Below are 14,820 nucleotides of genomic sequence, written 5' to 3'. Positions count from 1 at the left end.
ACGGCACGTTTGTGCTGCGGGCAGCGATAGCCGATACGAGATCGCGTCGCATCCCTGACCTCAGAAGAACGCCGCCGCCGGATCGTCCGGCCCGACCGAGTGGCCCTCGGCCCGGATGCGGGTCCTGGCGCTGGGGGTCCTGCCGAATTCCGCGCCGTAGCGGACCATGTCGGCCATGGCCTTGTCGGCGGTGCCGACCAGCGGGTTCTGGGTCGCGTTTCCGCCCTGGGTGCGGATCATCAGGTGATGCGTCACGGCATCGCGCTCGGCCAATTGGTCGAGGGCCTGTTCGGCCTGTGCCCAGCTTGCTGTGGCAGGCCTTGACCGCCGCCAGGGCCGCCCTGGTGCGCGTTGAGACGGCCTCAGGTTCGGCTTGGGCAGCGAACGCCACGACGCCGAGGGTGAGGTCTTGGCCGCCTGACACCTGTCAGATGAACAGGTTTCTCCGGTCGGGGTCCGCGGCCGATCCTGTGGCGGCGACCACTTGAAGCCGCTCAAGCGCATCCGCGCGTCTACCAGTGGCCCGGCGGTGGCAGTCCGCCCGGTGACGCGCCGGCGCGACGGCCGACCATGGAAATTTTTCGCCAGGAATAGTGCGTTCGCATCATGCGGAGCACGGGCGCATCGGGTCTGATGCGGGGTACGGGTTTATGGATTCAGGAGAACGCACATGTCCAAGATCCTTTGTCTTTTGATCGCGTTGGCCGCAACCGCCACCAGCGCCGCTGCGGCGACGATCACCGCGACCTTCACCGGCACGGTCTACAACAGCTACGACAACACGGGTCTGTTCGGGCCCGCCGGCGGCTCGCTCGACGGTCAGTCGATCACGGCGAGCTACGTGTTCGACACCGCGGTGCCGGGCGCATTTCGCGACACCGGCACGGATTATGACTATCTTTATGGCGGAACCACTTATCCCGCCGCCAGTCCGCTTGTTTCGGCCAAGGTCACGATCAACGGCACTTCGCGGAACGTGACCGGAGCTTGGTATTCAGCCATTTTTCTGACCAACACGGACTACCTGGCTGTTTACGCAGAAGACCTCGATTCCAGTTCCACTTATTCTACGGAACTCCTCTACGTTTATGGTACGGTGCCTGGCCTTCCTGAGAGCCTGGACACCAATCTCACGCTGACTGGGTCCCAGCTTGCGGGTTTGACAGGGCAGTTCGGATTTTCCACTTACGGCAGTCTTGGCGAGCTTCAACAGTTTACGACATTTGGGCTGTTCACGTTGGACTCCGCCGTCTTCAACGCCGGCGGTCTTCCTCCCGCTGTGCCGCTTCCGGCCTCGCTGCCGCTGATGGCGGTCGCCCTGGGCGGCATGGCACTGCTGCGTCGGCGCCGCCGCGCCGCCTGACTGACCCTGTCCGGCGGGGCGTCAGCCGCCCCGCCGGATCCGCTCGACCAGCCGGACCAGATCGGCCTGCCGGTGACTGCCGGTCTTTTCATAGACCGCCTGAAGCTGGTTCTTGATCGTGTGCAGGCTGCGCCCGCGCTGCCCGGCGATCTCGGCCGGCGAAGCGCCCTCGGCGATGGCCAGCGCGATCGCGGCCTCGCTGCGCGTGAGCCCCGTCTTCCGCGCGATCAGGGCGACCGGATCGCCCGCCGCCAGATCCGACGTGATCACCAGCACAAAGACCGGCGGCGCGGCAAAGACGCTCTTGGGGAACGGGATCAGGTCAGCGACCCGACCGTCCACACGCACCACGTGGCCGGTGACGCCAGTGCCGTCACGGTCGGTGAAGTGCAGCTCGCCCAGCCCGGTCCGGCCTTGCATGCAGCCCTCCAGCCGACTGTCCGCCCGGCTGTCCGACAGCCCGACCCGCCCGCCCGCCCCAAGGATCATGACCCGGCGGTCGGCAATCAGGTCTTCCGCCCGACCGTTGAGCGACAGAAGGCGGCGGTCCTTGCCAAGGACAAGCACGGCCGCGCCGACCGGTTCGACCCCCTGTCGCAACAGGCAGGCCTCAAGCCGCAGCGCCGACAGCGCCTCGTTGGTGGCGATGGCCTGCGCGACCAGGGGTCTGATCGCCTCGATCAGCTCCAGGAACGGGCCTTCGAGCGCGTCCTGGTCGCGGCGCCTGATACCGCCGCCGAAACTCACGATGCGCCCGGGCCCGGCAGGCAACAAGAGGCCGCCGCCCGCCGAAAGATCCTCTTGCGGTCTCAGCCAGTCCGCCCAGAACTCGGTCCCCAGGATCACGTCGTGCGGCACGACCTGGTCGAGCGCGAATGTCCGTCCGATCGGCGGATCGCCAAAGGCAAAGGGATTGATGCGGCCGTAGTAGCGGTCGAAACTGGCGATGAAGTCCGGGTCATAACCGACGCCGATGCCGGAATGGGCGGTGCCGTTGAACAGGTCGAACCCGGACATCTGCATCGTGACGCCACCGAAGGTCGCGCGAATGGTCTCGAGGACGACGGGCCATCTGCCGGGGTCAAGTCCGGCTGCCTGGATTTCTGCGACAAGAGCGGGCGATACGCGGGGCTCGGTGGGCATGACACCCTCTGGTCGATCTTGCGGTCAGATTACCATGAATTCGGATTCGACAATGGTGAGAGTTCATTCTCTCCGTCTTGGGTGGACGCGGGCCTTTGCGGCTGTTTCGGGAAGGAAACAACGTGTTGCCGACGCGCGCGCCTTCCATTCGGCGATGTCCCTCGAACGCCAGGCGGCAAGATGAGGAAAGCGCACGCAACGTAAAAGAGGCGTTCCAGGTTGGATTTTCTGGATCGCGCGCACGGAGTCTCCCTGGCGTGATCTGCCGGAAGAGTTCGGCAAATGGTCAAGCGTCTACCGCCAGTTCCGGCGCTGGACACTGGCGGGGCTCTGGGAGCAGATCTTGGACGCGCTGAACGAAAGCGGGGCGGTGTCGCATGCCCTGCAAAAGATCGACAGCGCTGTGGTTCGCGCCCATCACCAGGCAGCGGGCGCTGAAGGGGGACTCCGCGACAGGGTTTTGGCCGTTCGCGTGGTGGCTTCACGACCAGGATCCACCTCCTCGTCAATGCAGCAGGGCTTCTGCTGCATCGTTCTCTCCGTTGGCATGTGCTTCGGAGGGACAATGCGAAATCCTGCTGTGGGATGTCGTCAGGATTGCAGGGGGATGCGGAGGGGGATGGAAAACGCCATGAAATGAAGGGCTGTGCGACGGACTGTGGGATGACCATCCCCCTCCATCCCCCAGCCCATCCCACCGGGGAGGTCAAACTGGAGAGAATCGTAGAGGGATGGCGGCCGGTCAGTCCCCGATCAGGCGACAGGCGCCGCGGCCGTTCGAAGCGATCAGCGCGCGCCAGTTCTTCTTCGATTTGAAGACATCTGGCATCATGAGGCTGCGCGACCCCACGGCGGTGAGGATCGCCTTGCCGTTCTGCCACGGCTTTGGACGAAGGCCCAGTGCTTCTGCTGATGTGACGCGCCCCAAAACTGCACCACCCAGAGAGTCCTGACAACCCTCAGGAAATAAATGAAAACTGGGCGTTCACACGTTGGCGGGCGTCGCAGAGAGCCGCCTCCAAATCGGACTTGATCTGCGGATAGCGCATGCTGGGAACAGGCACCGAGATTGCATGATAATTGCCGTTGAGATCGCGAAATGCGAAGCCAATAGCCGAGATGCCGGGCGTGTGCTCGTCCTCGTCATAGGCGAGTCCGGTCTCACCAATGGTGCCCAGGCGTGCCATCAACGCGTCACGCTGGAGCGCACCGGAGTCGTCTGGGATTTCCGCCTCGATCAGGGGACGTGCTTCTTCGGGCGGCATCAGGGCGAGGCAGGCGCGGCCATTGGCGGTGGTGGTCAATGGAAAGACCTCGCCGACAGAGGATACCGTACGCAACCGGTGTAGACCCGGCACCTGGTCGAGAAAGATCATGCTGCCATTGCGCAGCACAGCGAGGTCAGTGGTTTCCCCGGTCTTATGCGTGACCTCGTTCAGGATCGCACGGCAGCGTTCCACGATGTTGAAATTGGCCGCTTCGGCGAAGGCGCCCAGTTCCGGGCCAAGCCGGATACCGCCGCCGTTCGGGTCCTGGATGACGAACCGCTCTGCGGAAAGGGCGCTCGTGATTCGCTGTACCGTGGAGCGGGGCAGATCGACCCGGCGGGCAATCTGGCCGAGGCTGAGGCCGCTCCGTTCCTCTTTCAGCACGCGCAGAATGGCGGCCGCCCGCGCAATGACCTGAATGCCGGAGCGGTCCCTTTTGTCATTTTGTTCAATCATCTAAGCTCTGTGCCTTTCAATTGCACCCGATGCCAGCAGGTAGCGACTTGGTATAGATATGTACCGCCATGCGGTGCGCATCAATCGGATTGCGGGTTTTTATTCACCGCATCGCGGACGATATGTACCGTAATTCGGGACAGGGGGAGGAGCTTCCTGCACAGACAGTCAATCCGACACCGGCCCGGCGCCGGTGAACCGAGAAGGTGCATCCGATGGTCAAAGTCCGCGGAATCGAGTTTCAGGGAAATACCGACAACGACATGGGGCTGGAGTTCTACAACCTCAGCCACCGCTTCGGGTTCCAGAACCCGAACTGGCCGTATTTTCAGGATACCAAGATCGAACGTATCCACTACATGGCCAAGTCCGGCGTCCTGAGCCAACGCATCACCACCACGATGCACGCCACCACACACATCGACGCGCCCGCCCACGTCGTGCAGGGCACACCCTTCATCGACGAGGTGCCGCTGCCGCATTTCTTTGGCACCGGCCTGGTTGTCTCGATCCCCAAGAAGAAATGGGAGTCGATCACCGGCGAGGATCTGGAAAAGGCCTGCGGTCACGCGATCCGCAAGGGCGACGTGCTGATCATCAACACCGGCTGGCACCATGACTACGAGGACGGCGACTATTTCGCCTATTGCCCGGGCCTGGTGCCGTCGGCCGCCGAATGGATGGTCGAAAAGGGCGTCAAGGTCGTCGGCCACGACACCCAGGCCAACGATCACCCGCTGGCCACCGCGATCGGCCCGCAGCGCAACGGTCCGCTGCTGCCGCACTTGGAAGCCGAGTACAAGGAATGGTCCGGCGGCAACGACTGGAAAGACGACTTCCCCGAGTGGGAGCCGGTGCACAACATCCTGTTCAAGAACGGTATTCTCGGTATCGAGAACGTCGGCGGCGACCTGGACGCGGTCACCGGAAAACGCTGCACCTTCGCCTTTTTCCCGTGGAACTGGGATCGCGGCGACGGCTGCATCATTCGGCTGGTCGCAATGATCGACAAGTCGCAGAACTTCCGGATCGACGACGGCGCGGCGTTCTGACCACTCCCCGACTGGCCGCCGGGGAACCGGCGGCCTCTTTTCACGATGCGAGCGCGAGGGAGGACGCCATGCATGTCAAACGTTTCAGGGACGCGCAATCCTATGTCGCGCCCAACCATTTCGAATGCCACGGGCTGCGGCTTCAGGGCTTCGAGGAAGGCGGCCCGACGAACCAGTGGGTCGGCTTCAGCCAGTTCCTGCCCGGCGGTGGCGCGGGGCCTGACAGCACGCCGTTCGAGAAGGTCTATGTCGTGCTCGAGGGCGAGATGACGGTGATCGTCGACGGCGTGGAAACCGTGCTGGGCCGGATGGACAGTTGTACCATTCCGCCGAACGAAGTGCGCAAGATCGAGAACCGCCGGAGGGGATGGGTCTGAAAGACAACCTTCTCCACCCATTAACATATTGAATTTATTATGCACGACGCGGTTCGATACGCCAATCGGTGCGAACGCCCTTGAAATCCAACCAGTAAGACGGGTGTTCGCGCGGGCAACCATCGCTAGCGGGCTCGACAAGTTCGCCGCCATGAACCGGGCGAACTGCGGCCGCGACAGTTTCTTCCGAAAGACGACAGAACCTTCCGAACCCGCGCCGTGCACCGGAAACACGGATTTTGCCAGATCGAAGCCAATGATGGTAACTTCTCCCATGGATGCCCTCTCCTACAGCTTATGCTTCGACACCACGAGTTTGGCACATCGCGATGCCGTCAGGGGAGAGCGGCATCCACCCCATCTCCACTCTAAACTACTGATTTAATGTGTTTTAAGCATCAGCGATCCGTGATCGTCGTGTCGCCGTCGCAGTGCGATGCGAGTTGATCGCCCAATGAAGTGCTGCACTCCCCTTGGTCCATGTCTGGGACACGCGACATCGGTTGCGGCCTCGGTGCTGGCCTTGAAGCGGAAGCTGTCGTTTTCGGTCTCCAGGATGTGGCAGCGATGGGTGAGGCGATCGAGGAGTGCCGTGGTCATCTTGGCATCGCCAAAAACGCTGGCATATTCGCTGAAGCTCAGGTTCGTGGTGATGACGACGCTGGTGCGCTCGTAGAGCTTGCTGAGAAGGTGGAACAGCAGTGCGCCACCCGAGGCGCTGACCTTCGACGCCGCGCTCGGCGATGGTCCGTGACCAAGCGTGTGCACCAGAGGCATAGGCCTTCATCAGCTGGAACACCGTCTGCGCGCTATCGCCGGTGCCGATCTGCTGGTCGGTCGGACCCGGCATCGTCCTTCTCCAGCCACCCGAGCCGATACGCCCGCGCTGCTCCAAGGGTTGCTCTACGGTCCGGATGGTGCGGCGTTCTCGCCGACCCACACGCGCAAGGGCTGCAAGCTTTACCGCTATAATGTCAGCCAGACTGTGCTGAAGCATGGCGCCGGATCGTGTCCCGTGGGTCGTGTGCCAGCAGGCGAGATCGATGCCGCCGTCAATGACCAGCTCCGTGCAGTGTTCCGCCAGCCCGAGATCGTGGTCGGGCCATGGAAGGCAGCGCGGATGGGCGCTTGGCCTTTGGATAGGTGAAGTGCGTCGATGATCGGGCAGCGTCCCGGCCCGTTTCCCTCTGAATAACGGCCCCAAGATCGCGACGAAGGCTGAACGGACCCCGGAATTCGGCCAGCTGTTAGGCTTTCGTTTTTTTTTGGGCAGTAGTCTGGGAAAAATATTGAGTTTCCCCATGGCCACCTACACGATCGTTGCTGCAAGCAAAACGCCCCTCGACCCTGGCGAGGTGAATGCCGGGTCGACGATCACTGTCAACCCCGGCGATGTCTTCATCTTCGATGCCACTGCTGATGCCGACGTCAATTTCATATCTTCGGGCGGCGGCCCCCATGACTTCGATATTGTCTTCAACGACACCGTCACCGATCCGATCTCGAGCCTGAAAGTCAAAATTGGGTCGGACCTGACGCCGACCGTCACCATCGCCGACAATGTCGACCTGAGCGACGTGGACATCGACGCAATCGCGTCCGAGGGCCTGACGCTCAACGCCGGCAACGGTGCCAGCCTCAACAAGCTGGACGGATCGGGAACCGGCGGCGACGTGATTACCCTGGGCAACGATTTCACCGCCACCGGCGACTGGAACACCACAGGCGGCGAAGACGTGATCACCGCCGGCGACAACGCCACGTTCGTCAATATCAAGACCGGCAGCAATGCTGACACCATTACGTTCGGCGATAACGCCTCTTTCAACCAGATCGATACAGAAAGCGGCGGCGACACGATCTGGATGGACGACAACGCCACCGGCAATAAGATCATCGCGGGCAGTGGCGATGACTATGTTCGGACCGGTACCAACGAAAATGTCACCACGATAGATGGCGGCAGCGGCGGCAGCGATGTCTACGAAACCCAGGACGGGACATCGACCTCGCAAAACTTCGCAACCCACACGGTCATCTGCTTTCGCAACGGCACCGCCATCCGCACCTTCAGTGGTTACCGCCTCGTCGAGTCCCTGACACCGGGCGACCTCATCTGGACACGCGATCACGGCTTTCGCCGCCTGCGCTGGATCGGCGGCTATCCGGTCGACGCGGCCACCCAGAACGAGGACGAACGTGTTCGTCCGGTCCGTATTCGCGCCGGGGCGCTGGGACCGACGCTGCCGATGCGCGATCTCTATGTCTCGCAGCAACACCGGATTCTGCTGCGCTCGCCGATTGTCCAGCGCATGTTCGACGCCCCGGAAATCCTGGTGGCCGCGAAAAAGCTGGTCTGCGCGGAAGGGATCGAGATCGCGCCGCCCACCGCCGATTTCAGTTTTTTCCACCTCGTATTCGACGACCACGAAATACTGGAAGCCGACGGCGCCGAGACCGAAAGCATGTTGCTGGCACCGGAATCGCTGGAAACCCTCGCGAAACTCGGAGAAATGGCCGAAGTCGCGCCGCTCCTTGCCCACGCGGCACTGGACAGCCCCCAGGTCACCGCGCGGCCAATCATCCGGAAATGCTCGCTGATCGAACAATTGGTCGCGCGCAGCCGGAAGAACGGCAAAAGCCTGTGCCATCCCGTGACAGACCACTCCCACGCGGCCGGGGCATCGGCCGTCTGAACCGGCATTCAGCCATTCGTGGTTTTGGATCTGCTGCAGCCTGAATGACCGCATATGCTGCCGCATAGCAGATGATTTTCGACGGTGCAGCGGATCAGCGCGCAAAGGTGCAAGTGCAAAGGAGGCGCCTCGTTCTACCCGGGCGATGTAAGTTAGAACTGCTCACGATCCGCGCACCTGGAACACCGATTGTCGTATTCTGGCCGAACAGCGGCTCGCTTCGCGTTCTGGGCGTTCGTGGCCCGGGTCTTTGACCAGAAATTAGCGGTTCGCACTGCAATCTCCGACACATGGCCTGTGGAATTTCGTCATACACGCCAAGACCGATTTCACCGCGGTCGATTTCAATGGCAACACGACAACCGACACGGTGATCAACCTGATCTCTATCACGATCGAGGATAACGGCAGCTGGCTGGGCGCGGCTACCGGTTCGTTCGAGGATACCAACGGCCAGCAAACCATCGTCGCCTCCAGCGATCCGTCCCTCGTCGGATAAGAGATCCTGCTAAACCCAATGGGTATGCCTGGGACTACACGCTGGCCGACAACGGTGGCGCCACGCAGGTCAGGATCATCGACCTGAACATCGGCGGCAACGCTGACCACGTCATGGCGTTCGACGGTGGGGTCAACGCTCAACTGTCCCCATCCACCACATACACCGACAACGACCCCAGCTCAGGGCAGAGCGGGGTACGCTACCTCGGCGCCGAGCTCTAAGACGCGCCTAACATCGCCGAGGCGGTGGAGCTCTGAAAAGCCGGGCCGGCACCTCGCGGCCGGCCCTGACCTGCTGTTCGCCATGTTGGTCATCATCACGGCCATCGCCCGAAAGCTCGTCATCCTCGCAAATGCCCTTTGCCGGAGTCGGCAAAAAGGGGTGCCCTCCACACACTGAAAGATACAGTTGCTAGAACATGCCACATGGACACGCCTGACATGAGACTGCACTCGAACATCAGGCCAAAAGCCAGACGCCTTTGCACAACGGGCAGCACCACAGAAGTCGCTCGTCGATATCAAGCCCGCTCAAACTCGCACCCGTCGCACGCCGCCAATACCGCAGTCTTGTCTAGATAAGAGCGAAATTGCCGGCCCCGACTGCTGCAGCAAAGACTACGGCGTTGGCAACCGCATGGGCAAGGATAGCATCGGTGATATTTTCTCTCCGCCGAGCTACGGCTGACAGGATCAGCGCCGCGGCGAACGCTTCGGCCCAGCGGGAGTGCAGCGCAGCGAAGAGCGTTGCCGAAACCAACATCGCCCCCACCGTCCAAGCAAAGCCGGATCGTCGCCGTAGGCGACTTTCGAGGTAGTCACGAAAGAATAGCTCCTCGAGAAGCGGGACAAAGACTACTGTACCGATCCCGCGCAGGGCATACCAAAGAACCAGTGCCCCGCCGGCCAGCGTACCTGTTGCCGGAGCAGTGTCACCAGTGGTCGGGATCGCGATCCAGAACACGCCGATGAACGCTCCCGCAGCAAGGGCCAACGGATCGAGCCGCCAAGGCAGCGCCCGGTAGATTGACCAGAACGGCACCACCACAATTGCCACGGCCATCATCCGCAGCGGGTAAAGCAAGTCCGGTGTTTGCGAGGCGATCGACACCACAAGCGCGCTCAGCATGAAAACGGCGAATGGCAGAATGCGTGCGGCGACAGGATCCTGCCACAGCGGTGGAGTTGCGACGCGCTCAGCAGAGGGTCCGACAGCACGAGCCTTTCGCTTGAGTTGGGGCACGGTCTCGGCCATAGCAACGATTCCAAGGGCGACGATTGTAAAGGCAACCCATCCGGCATGGGAATGGAAACCACCCACGGCAAGCTCGGGATTCCCTTCGATCCCGATCATGAGCAGGATTGCTATGCGCAGCACATTGAAGGCCGCCGAGGCGGCCAACCCGAGCGGATAGAGGATCAGCACGAGAGGAAAGCGCAGGCTCTGCCGGAAAAGCGCCAGGTAAAGTGTGACGAAGAGCGTCACCAGAACGATCCCCTCGATTCCGGAACAGGGTTTGTCGATAAAGACCGAGAACCCCCCCGCAGCGATGATTTTTTCCTCTGGCCAGGTTTCGACTGCATAGCCAACTGTCTCGAGTACCCAAGCCACGGCCGCAAAGGTCGCGTCGCTCAGACCGTCCAGTGACCAGAGCGGCTGCAGGCGCAGCGCAAGTAACGGCATCGACGCGCCGGCCAGGAGACAGAGCGCCAGCGCCACTCCATGTACGGCGAGAAAGGCACGCCAGGCAGACGGCGGCGCCAGCACGAACATTGCCCCCGCCAGGATCATCGGCAAGGCAAGCGCCCAAACGAAAAAAGTCGCGGCCATCCATGCGGCACCTGTCCCCTCGCGCAACACCAGGACGGGCAGAAGCGCCAATCCGACACCCGAAATGTTCAGGAGAAGCGGCCGGAGCCTGGATTCCTGGCCCTCGGCCAGGTGGCTGAAAGCACCTGGAAGGAGCATGACAAAGAGCGCCACCGCACCAAGCGCACCATAGCCCGAGATCAACACATCATCGGCACTTTCGCACAGTGACCTTGGCCAGTTGGCTCTGCATTCAAAGGGTATGAAATGTTTGAAGATCGCGCCCAACAACCCGAATTCCGCCACAAGCAGCAGCGCCAGACCAAGTATCCGCGCGCGTGACAAAACAGGCGCGGCGAGCGCAGTGGAGGCAGAAGTCATGGCAGCTCTCGGCAATTGGTTTGAAACAGGCCCGCCTATGGAAATGCGGGCCTGTTCCGTTTTTATTTGCGTCTAGGCCGCGCGACGGCGGCGCTCCCAGACCAGCAGCACGACGGCGGCCAGCGCTGCAATCGCTGCTGTGCCTTCCAGAGCGCTGATTTCCGGCACAACGCAGGCCGGTTCGCCAACGCCGCCGCAGGCAGCGGCCGCGAAATTGGCAGAAGCGACCAGAGCCGCCAATGCAATTGCCAGTTTCTTCATAGCGTTCTCCTTGCAGAACAATCATTTCAGGTCTGTCAGTTGCCGTTGATAATTCAGGCCAGACCTGTCGGCGGGGGCTCCGCCTGGATTGCCGCCCGAGCCCCGGGCGGCAATCGTCGTGAGGGTCCCGCAATCGGGACCCGTTCCTTAGAGGAAGATCATCCCGCTATTATCGGTGCACAGACAATCGATATCTTCCCAATCCACTGCAACGATGAAGGGTTGCTTGTTCGCCGGATCCGAGTCGCCCGGATCGAGCAATATGCCAACGACATCGCCGACGCCGGCAACAAAGCCCTCTCCACCGCCAAGGCTTGCATCAACAGCCGCCGCATCGAGGATTTCCTGTACCTTGGCATCGCTGCCGAATCCTGGATCCACTCCATCGAGGAACTGGAGATCATCGCTGTCCATCAGTTCCCAGATGGCCCGCTGGACTTCCCAGCCGGTATAGCCGCTGTTCTCGAAATCCTGGTTGAGGATCCAGCTCACCATGTCCAGATTGTCGACCGCCGCATTGCCATTGTAGGCCGAGATCTGGCCCGACAGGACCGCCACAGCCCCGGGATCGCTTGCACAGAGCATGGTGGCGCTGTTAAGTGGCGCGCTGCCAAAGCTTTCGGCCCTGCCCACTGGCGTACCGCGGTCAAGGCAATACGCTTGAAAATAGGTAGAGCCATCGAAGCGGGCATCACCCGTCGAAACGAACTGCACGTTGAACGCATAGTCTTCGACCGGCAGAACGATGTTAGACGATTGAACCCGATAGGTGATCTCGCCATCCGGCAGACTGCCGCACAAGGCTTCGACCGAGTTGGCATCACCGCAGAACGTCACATCGATCATGGAGGTTGCCAACCCGCCATTGCCGTCTTCGATCGTGTAGCTGAAGCTGGCCGTGTCTTCCTCTCCGATGTCGAGCGAGGCAAAGGCCGTTTCGCCGTCGAAGACCAGTTCCGTACCCTCGAGCCGGACCAGAACGCCACCCACGTCGATCGCCGGACCGCCATCGGTCAGGGCGACCCCATCGACCGCGGTGATGGTGACCGGATCGCCGTCGGGGTCGGAGATGTTGTCGGCCAGATCGACCCGGATCTCTGTGTCAGCGCAGCCCTTGCCCGTGTCCGGCGTGGCTTCGGGCGGGCTGTTAGGGTATTCCACGCCAACATCGTTGTCATCCGACCGCGCGCCGATTGCCAGCGAGATGATCCCCGTGGAGGCGGTGCCATCGGAGTTCAGCACCCCGTCGCTATCGACCGTGTCATCGGTGCCCACGTTCGGCGTCACGAACGTTTTGCCGGTGGGGTCGGCGGCGAAGGTGACGACATAGTCACCCGCCACCAGCCCCGTGAACTCGTATGAGCCGTCCGGCGCAGTTGTCGTGACACTTACCAACGCGCCACCCGCGGTGCGCAGTGTCACGGTGACACCAGGCACGCCGGGTTCGCCGTCATCGATGTCATTGTCGTTTTCGTCGCAGAAGTAGCGCCCCGCGAGCGACGCCGTGCCGGGATCGACGATTCCCGCATCGACCGTGAGGTTGATGTCACCCAGGGCCAGGCTGACGGTCGCGGTCATTCCCCCGGCACCGGCGTCGCTGTCGATGGCATCGTCCGGACCAGCATCCAACGTGGTGAACACATATCCGGCGGGCAGATCCGAGAAGGTGACCTTGTAGTCCCCCGCTTCTAGGTCCTCGAAGAGGTAATTGCCGTTGCCGTCCGTGACCCGGATGGCGGTGATGTCGTCGCCGGTGCCGAAGACGCCGTCGTCGCCTGCGCCAGTCAGGGTGACCGTGACATCCGCGACCCCGGTTTCACCGTCGTCCTGCACACCGTCGCGGTCGGTGTCGAACCAGACCCTGTCCCCGAGAGCGCCAAGAGGTTTCACGACTCCTGCGTCATTGTCCGGGGTGTCCTGCTCGGCGACAACCACGATCCCGTCAATCTGGCTCATCCCGCCGCCAAGATCAAAAGCGTCCGAGTCAATGTCGTCGGAGACGTCTCCATCCACGTTTTGGGTCGTCAGTTCCTTGCCCGACACGGTATCGGTAAATTTCACCGAATAGGTGCCCGGAGCGAGATTGCCAAAGCTGTATGAGCCGTCCGGGGCGGTCAATGTGCTCGGGACCGGATTTCCGTCAAAATCGGTCGCAGGATTGCCGGCAGAATCCAGCAAAGCCACGTGAACACCCTGAACGCCCGGTTCGTTGTCATTGTCGAGACCGTCGCGATTGTCGTCGCACCAGTACCTGCCTGAGAGGGACCCGGCTTCTGGCACGTCCTCGACACAGATCGCGATCGGTGTCTCGGTCACGCAGTCAGGATCGGATAGGGAAGTTGCCCGCACGATCACGTCGTAAGTATTGTCCCTGTCTTCGTCCAACGGGTTTTCATAGTCCGGCGGATCGATGAAGGACACTTCTCCGGTCGCAGCATCGACCCGAAACAGCGCTGCGTCGGCGCCACCGACGATGGCGTAAACGATATCCGGTTCGTTGGCCTCCGCTGCGAAGGTGCCGCCGTATTCGATCAGCCCGCCGGTCCCCTTGTCGAGCAGCGCGCCGCCGACCAGGCTGACCGAGCCGTACTGGTCGCCGATGGCGATCGGCGCCGAGCACGAGGTGTGGAAATTGATCGTCTGCAGGTAGGTGCCGTCATCGTCGAAGATGTGCACCCGCGTCTCGGACCCGAACTCGTTCCGGCCGGCCGCGGACGCCAGCGCCGTGAAGCTGTCGCCGGCCGCCACCGTGCCGTCGAAATAGATCTCGCTGGTGTCGTTGGGGTTGTCCTTGTTCGAAACGCGAATGTGGTAGATGCCGTCACCGTCGTCCCCGGGCTGAACCGCGCCCACGTCCAGCTTGCCGTTCTGGTCGGTGCTCGAGGTGGTCGTCAGCATGTCGCCCAGCCGCAGGGTCACCGCGGCGAACTTGCCCGCGTCGACCCCGGCGTCCCGCAGCGCGTCCCGCTCCATGCATAGGTCAAGGCCCAGGTCCTTCGGCTCTTCGCATTCGACCGTGACGTTCAGATCGACGACAGGTGTCGTGTTTTCATCTATGCAGATCGGGTCATCCGTCGGATCATCCTCGATGCAGACCTCGAGCGGCGTGTCTTCGAAGCTGCCGTCTTCCTTGGTGCAGCGCACGATCACGTCGTAGGTATTGTCCGCGCCGTCATCCAGCGGGTTCTCGTAATCCGGCGCGTTGATGAAGGACACCTCGCCGGTCGCGGGATCGACCTGGAACAGCGCCGCGTCGGCGCCGCCGACGATCGCATAGGTGACCCCGGCATCGCCGGGCCCCGAGGAGACCCCGTATTCGATCAGCCCGCCGGTCCCCTTGTCGAGCAGCGCGCCGCCGACCAGGCTGACCGAGCCGTACTGGTCGCCGATGGCGATCGGCGCCGAGCACGAGGTGTGGAAATTGATCGTCTGCAGGTAGGTGCCGTCATCGTCGAAGATGTGCACCCGCGTCTCGGACCCGAACTCGTTCCGGCCGGCCGCGGACGCCAGCG

The 14,820-nt window shown here is 62.2% G+C and carries 12 protein-coding genes and 4 pseudogenes; 7 read left to right on the top strand and 9 right to left on the bottom strand.

What is annotated here, in order from left to right:
• Window positions 1-60: 60 nt before the first annotated feature.
• The gene (locus MAA8898_RS27165) at window positions 61-504 is read right to left on the bottom strand and encodes a P27 family phage terminase small subunit (protein WP_094023646.1); all 444 of its coding nucleotides are present in this window, start codon (window positions 502-504) and stop codon (window positions 61-63) included.
• 166 nt (window positions 505-670) lie between these two features.
• Here MAA8898_RS27165 and MAA8898_RS24470 point away from each other — a divergent pair, with 166 nt between their 5' ends.
• A complete protein-coding gene (locus MAA8898_RS24470; RefSeq protein WP_094023645.1) occupies window positions 671-1,363 on the top strand; it encodes a VPLPA-CTERM sorting domain-containing protein in 693 nt (230 codons plus the stop codon).
• 21 nt (window positions 1,364-1,384) lie between these two features.
• Here MAA8898_RS24470 and MAA8898_RS24465 read toward each other — a convergent pair whose 3' ends face one another.
• A complete protein-coding gene (locus MAA8898_RS24465) occupies window positions 1,385-2,386 on the bottom strand; it encodes a helix-turn-helix transcriptional regulator (protein ID WP_176445312.1) in 1,002 nt (333 codons plus the stop codon).
• 331 nt (window positions 2,387-2,717) lie between these two features.
• On the opposite strand from MAA8898_RS24465, the pseudogene MAA8898_RS24460 reads away from it, so the two are divergent.
• A pseudogene (locus MAA8898_RS24460) lies at window positions 2,718-3,028 on the top strand (transposase); the annotation flags it as partial.
• 220 nt (window positions 3,029-3,248) lie between these two features.
• Here the strand turns inward: MAA8898_RS24460 and MAA8898_RS26040 are convergent.
• The gene (locus tag MAA8898_RS26040) at window positions 3,249-3,434 is read right to left on the bottom strand and encodes a hypothetical protein (protein WP_141194949.1); all 186 of its coding nucleotides are present in this window, start codon (window positions 3,432-3,434) and stop codon (window positions 3,249-3,251) included.
• A 31-nt stretch (window positions 3,435-3,465) separates the two neighbouring features.
• The gene (locus tag MAA8898_RS24455; RefSeq protein ID WP_094023643.1) at window positions 3,466-4,230 is read right to left on the bottom strand and encodes an IclR family transcriptional regulator; all 765 of its coding nucleotides are present in this window, start codon (window positions 4,228-4,230) and stop codon (window positions 3,466-3,468) included.
• Window positions 4,231-4,445: 215 nt separating this feature from the next.
• Between MAA8898_RS24455 and MAA8898_RS24450 the strand changes: the two genes are divergently transcribed.
• Window positions 4,446-5,282 carry a cyclase family protein gene (locus MAA8898_RS24450; protein ID WP_217900539.1) on the top strand — a complete coding sequence of 279 codons (837 nt, stop codon included), beginning with the start codon at window positions 4,446-4,448 and terminating at the stop codon, window positions 5,280-5,282.
• Window positions 5,283-5,350: 68 nt separating this feature from the next.
• Window positions 5,351-5,659: a cupin domain-containing protein gene (locus tag MAA8898_RS24445; RefSeq protein ID WP_094023642.1), complete on the top strand. Its 309-nt coding sequence runs from the start codon at window positions 5,351-5,353 to the stop codon at window positions 5,657-5,659.
• Between the two features lie 513 nt (window positions 5,660-6,172).
• Here MAA8898_RS24445 and MAA8898_RS27345 read toward each other — a convergent pair.
• Window positions 6,173-6,379 (bottom strand): annotated as a pseudogene (locus tag MAA8898_RS27345) (ATP-binding protein); the annotation flags it as partial.
• Window positions 6,380-6,449: 70 nt separating this feature from the next.
• A pseudogene (locus MAA8898_RS27240) lies at window positions 6,450-6,509 on the bottom strand (hypothetical protein); the annotation flags it as partial.
• 15 nt (window positions 6,510-6,524) lie between these two features.
• Here MAA8898_RS27240 and MAA8898_RS26965 point away from each other — a divergent pair.
• The 3 genes and pseudogenes from MAA8898_RS26965 to MAA8898_RS27155 form a co-directional block, all read left to right on the top strand.
• A pseudogene (locus MAA8898_RS26965) lies at window positions 6,525-6,788 on the top strand (recombinase zinc beta ribbon domain-containing protein); the annotation flags it as partial.
• Window positions 6,789-6,960: 172 nt separating this feature from the next.
• Window positions 6,961-8,355 (top strand): Hint domain-containing protein, encoded by a 1,395-nt coding sequence (locus MAA8898_RS24430; protein WP_094023641.1) that lies wholly within the window; start codon window positions 6,961-6,963, stop codon window positions 8,353-8,355.
• Window positions 8,356-8,725: 370 nt separating this feature from the next.
• Window positions 8,726-8,854, top strand: a complete 129-nt coding sequence (locus MAA8898_RS27155) for a hypothetical protein (RefSeq protein WP_281252920.1) — start codon at window positions 8,726-8,728, stop codon at window positions 8,852-8,854.
• Between the two features lie 576 nt (window positions 8,855-9,430).
• Here the strand turns inward: MAA8898_RS27155 and xrtE are convergent.
• The 3 genes from xrtE to MAA8898_RS24415 all read right to left on the bottom strand — a co-directional run bounded on the left by xrtE (window position 9,431) and on the right by MAA8898_RS24415 (window position 14,818).
• Window positions 9,431-11,047 carry an exosortase E/protease, VPEID-CTERM system gene (gene xrtE, locus MAA8898_RS24425; RefSeq protein ID WP_094023640.1) on the bottom strand — a complete coding sequence of 539 codons (1,617 nt, stop codon included), beginning with the start codon at window positions 11,045-11,047 and terminating at the stop codon, window positions 9,431-9,433.
• A gap of 72 nt (window positions 11,048-11,119) precedes the next feature.
• Window positions 11,120-11,308: a hypothetical protein gene (locus tag MAA8898_RS24420; protein WP_094023639.1), complete on the bottom strand. Its 189-nt coding sequence runs from the start codon at window positions 11,306-11,308 to the stop codon at window positions 11,120-11,122.
• 147 nt (window positions 11,309-11,455) lie between these two features.
• Window positions 11,456-14,818: an SdrD B-like domain-containing protein gene (locus tag MAA8898_RS24415; RefSeq protein WP_442403574.1), complete on the bottom strand. Its 3,363-nt coding sequence runs from the start codon at window positions 14,816-14,818 to the stop codon at window positions 11,456-11,458.
• Window positions 14,819-14,820: the final 2 nt, after the last annotated feature.

The organism is Antarctobacter aquimaris, assembly GCF_900184945.1.
GTDB lineage: Bacteria > Pseudomonadota > Alphaproteobacteria > Rhodobacterales > Rhodobacteraceae > Maliponia > Maliponia aquimaris.
The sequence above is the reverse complement of the archived record's forward strand: the minus strand, read 5'-3'. Positions and strand labels throughout refer to the sequence as shown.